This is a genomic window from Mesorhizobium sp. M1A.F.Ca.ET.072.01.1.1, from assembly GCF_004023325.1.
In the GTDB taxonomy this organism is placed as follows: Bacteria; Pseudomonadota; Alphaproteobacteria; order Rhizobiales; family Rhizobiaceae; genus Mesorhizobium.
This window is the reverse complement of sequence record NZ_RZSF01000004.1, coordinates 54039-62213: the sequence shown is the minus strand read 5'-3', so window position 1 is coordinate 62213 and position 8175 is coordinate 54039. Positions and strand designations below refer to the sequence as shown.

The 8175-nt window shown below is 59.4% G+C and carries 3 protein-coding genes and 2 pseudogenes; all 5 read right to left on the bottom strand.

Going from position 1 to position 8175, the window contains the following annotated elements; translation table 11 throughout:
• Positions 1–918 (bottom strand): aldehyde dehydrogenase family protein (locus EOA32_RS01405; RefSeq protein WP_127309517.1); only part of this gene is annotated, 918 nt, incomplete at its 3' end.
• Positions 919–1330: 412 nt separating this feature from the next.
• Positions 1331–2056: pseudogene (locus tag EOA32_RS40725) on the bottom strand (pitrilysin family protein); the annotation flags it as partial.
• A gap of 549 nt (positions 2057–2605) precedes the next feature.
• Positions 2606–3910: pseudogene (locus EOA32_RS01395) on the bottom strand (pitrilysin family protein); the annotation flags it as partial.
• 1933 nt (positions 3911–5843) lie between these two features.
• Complete coding sequence (locus EOA32_RS01390) at positions 5844–7172, bottom strand: HAMP domain-containing sensor histidine kinase (protein ID WP_126063917.1); 1329 nt, start codon at positions 7170–7172, stop codon at positions 5844–5846.
• Positions 7169–7828, bottom strand: a complete 660-nt coding sequence (locus EOA32_RS01385) for a response regulator transcription factor (RefSeq protein WP_024505389.1) — start codon at positions 7826–7828, stop codon at positions 7169–7171. Before EOA32_RS01385 ends, EOA32_RS01390 begins: the two co-directional genes overlap by 4 nt.
• Positions 7829–8175: the final 347 nt, after the last annotated feature.

Below are 8175 nucleotides of genomic sequence, written 5' to 3'. Positions count from 1 at the left end.
TTGGACGTAAATGCGGTTCGCGGAAACGCAGGTCTGGCCGGCATTGCGGAACTTCGCCTGGACCGCACCGTCAACAGCACCGTCAATGTCGGCATCATCGAAGATGATGAAAGGTGCATTGCCGCCGAGTTCAAGGCTGACCTTCTTGATCTGGTCAGAGCACTGACGCATCAGCAGCCGTCCGACCTCCGTCGAACCGGTGAAGCTGATCTTTCGAATCTTGGAATTGGTGCAGAGTTCACGGCCCACGCGATCACCTTCGGACGCATAGATCAGGTTGACCACGCCATCGGGAAAGCCGGCCTGATGGGCGAGGGCGAACATTGCGCCAGCCACAAGCGGCGTCTGTTCAGCGGGCTTGAGCACGATTGTGCAGCCCGCAGCCAAGGCCGGCGAGATTTTGCGCGCCACCATGGAGGCCGGGAAATTCCATGGCGTGATCGTGCCAACAACGCCGATGGGCTGCTTGATCACTAGCATTCGGCGGTCTGTCGAGGGTGCCGAGATCGTCTCCCCATAGACGCGATTGGCCTCTTCGGCATACCATTGCAGATACGCCGCCGCATGCGATACCTCTGAAATGGCTTCGGCAAGCGGCTTGCCCATTTCCGCAGTCAGAATCGCGGCGAGATCGCCTGCATGGTCGATGATCAGCTGATGCCATCGCCAAAGAACGTCGCTACGTTCTCGGGCCGTCAACGCGGCCCATCCCGACTGCGCAACATAGGCCTTGTCTACCGCAGCACGTGTCTCCTCCACGCCCATATCGGGAAGCTCTGCCAAAACTTCGCCGGTCGACGGATTGACGACCTCGAACGTCTTATTGCCAACTGGTCTGCCGAGTGCCGGCAGGCGGTCGATGGCTCCAAACAGGTGCGGGGATTTCAGGCGACGGATCATCGGCAGGCACAGGGGCAATACCGGATTCCTCCTCAACGCAGCGAACATCCAGGTCGACGGGCCGTCAGTGTGTATTCTGCACCAGTGGGTTCGTCGTAGGGCCTCGGCAAAGCAGCTGGTAGACCACGCTAGCCCGATGAAAAGACAGCAGTTTCGTTAGTTTGAGTGCCCGCGGTTCATCAATTGATGGATTAAGCAGTCGGATGTTTGCTTCATCCACCATGCCTGCTGGTGGCGTGCGACTGAATTCTGCAAAAAGGCGGCATACATGCTGAGGAGCGCCATTTCGGCGAGAGGCCGCCGGACCGCCAATGCCGCGCAAGGTCGGCGAAAACGACTCCGCGCGTCTGCATGATCTGCTTGGCCCACGGGCCTCCAACGCTCTTCCCACGAGAAGCCCCGATGAAGAAGGAAGGTGTGATGAGTTTCTTTACTCATCCTTGCCGCCCAGCGGCGGGCCGACCACCAAAATGGCGGGCTCGGCCGAAAGCAGCTTTTTGGCCGCCGCCTTGACCTGTTTGAGCGTCACCCGACCGATGCTGCGGGCGCGACGCTGGTTGTAGTCGACGTCGGCCTTGTGAATCTGCAAATCCAGGAGCCGGTCTGCAATCGAGCGGGTCGAGCCCAGTTGGTCGATGGCATAGGCGCCGATCAGGTGCTTCTTCGCCGCCTTGAGCTCGGCCCCGGTCGGTCCTTGCTGCGCCATCTGCTTTACCACATCTCGCACGATGCTCAGTGTTTGGGCAGCGCAGTCCGAGCGTGTCTCTGTCGTAACCAGAAGCGAGTCAAGGGTTAGTTCAGAGCTGACGTGATAGGCAAGGCCGCGTTTTTGACGTACCTCCTCGTAAAGGCGGGAAGTCAAGTATGAGCCGCCAAGGATGTCGTTCAGCAGCACGGCCGCGTAGAAATCCGGCGCGCTAGGCTTCACGCCAGGCCAGGCCAACGTCAGCGAAGTCTGCGGCAGGTCGTAGTTCTCCTCCACCAGTTGACCGAGTTTCGGCGCGACATCGTAGACGGGGACGAGGGTTTGTTGCTCAGGCAAATCACCAAACAGCTGGTCAAGCCTTTCCCTCAACGTGTTCGCGTCAATGTCACCCACCACGGCAATATGGAGCCCGTCGCGAGCGAAAATGGCCTGGTGGAAGGCGCGGAGGTCGGACGGCGTGATGCCGGGGAGGCTCTCTTTTGTGCCTTCTCCCGGCCTTGAACAAGGATGCGCGCCATAGATCGCGCGCAGCCATTTGCGCTGAGCGATGGCGTTAGGGTCTCGCTCGCTGCCGACGATGCGGGAGACAATCTCGGCGCGGACGCGATCGATCGGCCCCTGCTCGAAGCGCGGCGCGTTCAGCGCGAGCCGAAGCAGGCCGAACGCCGCGTCCTGCTTTTTGGAAAGCATGCACATCGATCCGTAGATGTCGTCGCTTTGCGCGTCCAAACTCATTTCGGCGCCGGCATGGTCGAGCTTCACCTGGAAGGCACCGCTGTCGTAATGGCCAGCGCCTTCGATGAACAGGCCGGCCATCAGTTTGGCCATCCCCTCCTTCCCGACCGGGTCCTGCTTGGTGCCGCCCTTGAAGGCAAAGCCGATGTTGACGATTTCCACTGTGTGGTCCTCCACCAGCCAGGCGATGATGCCCTTTTCGGACTTCACCTCCTGGATGTTCATCGCAGCATGGGGCCGAGCGCCGAGCGTCATCTCTTGATTCTCCGTCTTGGGCAAGAGATAGCCCGTGGTCGAACGGTCGAACGCGAGATAGCGGGCGGCAACTGCTTTGATTTGCTCGGGGGTAACCTTGCGGATGCGATTCGGCCGTTCCTCGACATCCTTCACGGTACCGCCGGTGGCCAGCGTCGAGCCGTAGATGCTGGCGAGCCAGTCCAGGTTGTCTTCCGCAAAGATCATATTGAGCAAATAGTGGTCCTTGGCCTTGCCTAGTTCCTCGTTGCTGACACCATCCTCGGCAATGCGGGCAACTTCGGCAGCGGCCGCCGCTTCGAGATCAGCCAGCTTGGCATCGCCGCGCGGTGCGCCATAGATGGCGAACTTGGTGTCGTCGAGCACAGTGCCCTGGAAATAGACGCGGGCGCTGGAAGCGATACCTTGCTGGACAGCGAGCGCCTGGTAGAGCCGGCCGCGGTTACCGCCGCCGAGAATTTCGGCCAGCAGGTCGAGCGCTTCGGCCTCGCCCGGCTTGGCGGTGTGGTAGGACGGCACCACCCACTGCGTCGAAAAACTGGGCACGCTGACGCGGGCGTCTGAGAGCGTGACGGTGCGCCTGGTGTTCTGCTCGGGCTCAACCGGCCGGATGCGCGGCGGCAGGTCAGGTCCGCGCGCCACCTTGCCATAGGTCTTTTCGGCCAGCGCCCGCACCGTGTCCGGTTCGACATCGCCGGCCACGATCAGCACGGAGTTGTTGGGCCAGTAGTACTTTTCATAGAAGACGGTGGCGTCGACGCGGTTCAGCTGCTCGATCTCCTGCATCCAGCCGATGATCGGGATGCGATAGGGGTGGTTCTGCCACAGCGTCGCGTCGATCTCCTCATGGAGAACGTCCTGCGGGTTGGTGTCGGTGCTTGAGCGGCGCTCCTCGATGACCACATCGCGCTCGGTCTTGACGACATCGTCGGTCAGGATGAGGTTTCGCATTCGGTCGGCCTCGAAGCTCATCATCAGCTCGAGCGCCGACGGCGCCACTGTCTGATAGAAGGCGGTGTAGTCGGAGGAGGTGAAGGCGTTGTTGGAGCCGCCGATCTCGAACACTGCGCGGTCGAATTCGCCGCCCGCATGGTTGGTCGTCGCCTTGAACATCAGATGCTCGAAGAAATGGGCGATGCCGGATTTGCCCGGCGGCTCGTCGGCGCTGCCGATCTTGTACCACACCATGTGGGTGACGATCGGCGCCCGGTGGTTGGGAATGACGACCACCTCCATGCCGTTGTCGAGCACGAAATCCCTCGCCTTGCCGTCCTCCCATGCGACGGGGATCGGAGCCGGCCCCGCGCCGACCAACTCGGACGCAACGGACGTCCTGCGAAGCCCATGAGTGCGGGGCTTGCTTGGTAGTTCTGGTAGGGAGAGTGGGGTTATGGGCTGCGTTCCTGGCAAAGTGATCTGTTCCTCATTTTGAAGGATCTATGTCTCCCGAACGCCTATTGGGAGAAAGTGGATCGGCACGCGACGCCGAGCCACATGAGCCGTCAGCGTGTTGCTGGGCCTGACGCGAGCCTCATCTTTGGATGCGTCCGGGAAACTTTCGGCATGGTGAGGCCATGGGAAGTCTGCTCGTTATCCATTGGGTGTTTGCGGATACCTGAGCATGCCCCGTGCCAAGTAAGAAAGCCCCGATTCGCAAGGTTTGATCCAACCTTGATACTTGCGATATCCGACATTGTCGGGCATCCGACAGAAAGCGCCTTTCGCCGGCGCGCCGGCTATGACGCTCGCCTCCTCCGGCGTGACGACGATCCTTTGGCGGGCGCCGCGCACACCGATCTGCCCGCCTATCAGCACCGCGACATCGAAGGACAGCGCGATCGTGACTGGATGGGTCTTACGCAAACATGCAGCAGTGCCACCGCGATCAGGACTTCATCCGCCCCACAAAGACCCGAGCGCGAGGGACGACGTGTAAGGCTAATGATGCCGCGCATAAAGAGGTAAGGTCCCTCGTCGTACCGGCGAGCCCCTTCGCTGGGTCTCGCGAGGGTCTGGTTTGCGAACGTCGACCGACAGCATCACGGCATGGGCGGCCCCATCGGTAGGCAAGCATTGACCGTGCCATCAGCGTTGAGGCAGCGCAGAGCCCAATTTCCCGGTGCCAGCCGGTACGTTGGAGCTTCAACTGTGGCCAGCCAAGCGGGCCGAGGCCGTGAAACTCCTGATACCCTGGACCGTCCGGATTGCAACGCACGACGCCTTGGTCTCGCGCCAACGTCCATTGACGCTCAGCGAAGCATCATGCGGACGAGCTGGGAAAGCTTGGCCGGGCCGGCGCCTTCCCAGGCGCATGGGACGCGCGACGACCCATGTGGACCTTGGATTTCACTACGCACTTACGCTGCTTTGGCCTTGTCAGCAGCCTGAGCATAAAGCGTGCTCAGCTTTCAGGGCGAGCCTCTTTCATGTTGATAGCATCTGTCGTCATTCAGGATCGCCCCATTTTCGCATGCCGCTTGCAGCTTTCAGACTGTTGTCAGCCAGGGCCGCCATAAAGGGTCTCGTTTAACGCATTCGGGAGGCTTCATCACTCGACCACATTAATTTCGGGCGGTTCGCCGGCGCTCCGAATGGCACTTAACACCAGATCCTCTCCAAACCCGTGATGATCCAAGAGGAAAACGAAAAATCCCTAAATCATAAAAAAGCACCGATACGGTCGGCTCCAGGCTGATGAAATTGCGGTCTCACTGGCCACGCACGATACTTGCGATGGCGATGGCCATTGCAAAGGCCGGTCAAGCACCCAAGACGCTGACAAGCACGCCTCCGACCAAAGCTCGATCGTTGGCAGCCTTTCTAGCCGTATACTTGGGGCATTTTGGGACGGCGATCCGGACGCCGATTAAAACCTGCCGGTCGTCTAAATGGAATGGTTGGTCCGGGTCCTTACTGGACCCCGCCAACCCGATCGGGCCGGCGCACAGGGGCACCCAGACAATTGGACACGTCGCCTTTGCGCGGCGGCTTGCACTTTCTCGGATGGCCTTTTTTCTCCCCGGGCGAAATCGAGCGAGCGGTGAGGCGGAGCCTTCGATTTTGCCGATCATGTCGTGTCGCTTCGATCGAACTGCTCAGACGATGATAGCGGCATTGATTGCCGCGGCCGAAATGCGTTGTGTGAAGTACGATTTCTACGCCGTATACATACTGCCGTACAGTTCGCCCTGTCAGCAGCCTTGCCAGCAATCCGCCCTGTGTCCAACTGTCGTCGAATTCACCGGTGTCATTGAGGAATTCGTATGATCGCCTCGAAACCATCATTGCGACCGCGGGCGGGCGACGCAAGCTCTAGACTGCCACCGATCCGCTGGATAACCATGTTAGCGATATGTAGACCAAGGCCTGAGCCCGCAGCAGGAGTAGCACCACGACTAAATCGCTTTGTAAGCCCTTCGAGGTCGGGGAGGGGCACCACCGGTCCGGCGTTTGCAATAGCGATGGTTCCATCAGTTTGGACGGAAACTGTTGTCGGAACAGTGGGCAGTCCATGTATCAGCGCATTCTCGATCAGGTTACGAAGGAGGATCCCAAACGCATCGACATCCACTTTGCGCATCAAAGTGGTGCAGCCGTCGACGTTAAGATGCAGGCGTCCGGCATATTGCGGCTTTTTCCTCAGGTCGTCGATTTCCAGCCGAACCGATCGGACAAGATCGATCGCGTGATCCGCCATGCCAACCCCCGATTCGGCTTGAGCGAGCTGAAGCACTTTTTCGACAAGGCGGCCAAGGCTCGACAGCGCTTGCTCGATGCCGCGCGCACGCATTTTGGCCGACCCATTGGGAAGCTCGGCCACTAATCTCTGCATCTGAGCGATTGAACCTGCGATCGGCGTGCGCAGTTCATGCGCACTGTTTGCGGCGAACTCGCGTTCGGCCTCGAGAGCCGCCCGCAGACGATCGAGAAGCCGATTGACGGATGCCGCGATTGGAGCCAACTCTGCCGGGAAATCGCCCAAGTCCATTGGTGACAGATTGCCGCCGTCGCGCGATCCGATCTGCTGTCGCAGTACCTCGATTGGCCGCAGCGAGCGCCGGATCACGATCCACCAAACAGCTAAGCTAAAGGGCAGGAGCACGAGTGTCGGAAGGAAGACAAAAAGTGCGCCCTTCGCGATTGTGGTACGGCGGCCATCAAGCGGTTCGGCCAACTGATGATACACGCCGTCTTGGATCTCCTCTGTGTAGACGCGGTAATCAGCGTTTCCCCAAAAGCCGTTACTCAGGGGAGCATCAGGGAAGGGCTGCTGACCCTCTTCCGGTTCGGAAATAAGCACTACCCCGTACTTATTAATAACCTGCTCACGATAGGTCCAGTACTTTTTATAAGTTGGCAAGTGGTTATTGTATTGATCAACGTGTTTTCCATTCAAGACCTTGATCAGCTCTGGTTCTCTGTACTCTGCGCTCGCCTGGAGCAAGTCATCCGAACTTTCGTTTACATTATTGCAAAAAATGAACGCAGCAATGGTTGGGGCGGCGATCCAAACCAGGAGCGTTGCCCCGCCTAACCACGATATCAGCTTTCTCGTCATGCTGTTCGAGTTCGTCATGTGACCACGAGCCTGTATCCGGAGCCACGCACGGTTGCTATTCTATCCCCGCCGATCTTCTTGCGGAGCCGGCTGACATAAACCTCCACTGTGTTGCTCTCGAACTCCGAATTGAATGAATAAAGCGCGTGCTCGATCCTCCCCTTTGAAACGACCGAACCGGGCCGGCGTAGAAGGCAGTCGAGCACCGCCCATTCGCGTCCAGACAGGTGGACCTCCTGCCCGTCGCGGAAGAGGCGTCGCTCGGCTGCCTGTATGGAAAGCGTCCCAACCGAAAATTGCGGCTCCGGAAAATGCCCTTGGCGACGTGCCACTGCACGGATGCGTGCCGAGAGTTCCCCCAGATCGAACGGCTTGACCAAATAGTCGTCGGCGCCAGCGTTGAGCCCCTCGATGCGGTGCGAAATCCGATCGCGGGCTGTCAGAATGATGACCGGCGTTGTATCAAGCCCCTTGATCAGCTCCCGCAGATAGTCGATGCCATTGCCGTCCGGCAGGTGAACGTCGAGCAAAATAACGTCGTAGCCGGCCACAGCTGCATGACCGCGCGCTCCGGACAGGCCCTCGGCCCAGTCGACCGCGTGGCCACCAGCCACCAAATGATCGTGCACAGCACTTCTAAGGTCGTCGTCGTCTTCAATGAGCAGTATTCGCATCAGGCTGCCGAGCTCCGGTATGAGGGCAAGGCTCCTGCCTTATTGATCGAAGCTGACAGTAGGCTGAACCGGCGCCAGCGAATATCTGGGGGCTTTCAGGCTGCTGTCAGCTACAATTGCAAGAAAGGGGTCGTTAACAAAGCCAAACGAAGAGGCCTTATGAAACCCCTCCTGATCTCGGCACTTTTGCTCAATGTGACCACCGGCGGCTGTACACTGGTTGGCGGGCAATTCGACGTGGCGGTCAACGAATGGCAGCCGCGCCACGCGTCAATGTCCAGGCTTGAAACTGACAGGTGTCTTAAATACGAGGGCACCGTAGCGGGTGCCTCCAGTTATCGAACAGT

Bases quoted from the DNA above. Each gene is read 5' to 3' on its own strand.
- EOA32_RS01390 (WP_126063917.1), bottom strand. From the start codon at position 7,172: ATGACGAACTCGAACAGCATGACGAGAAAGCTGATATCGTGGTTAGGC.
- EOA32_RS01385 (WP_024505389.1), bottom strand. From the start codon at position 7,828: ATGCGAATACTGCTCATTGAAGACGACGACGACCTTAGAAGTGCTGTG.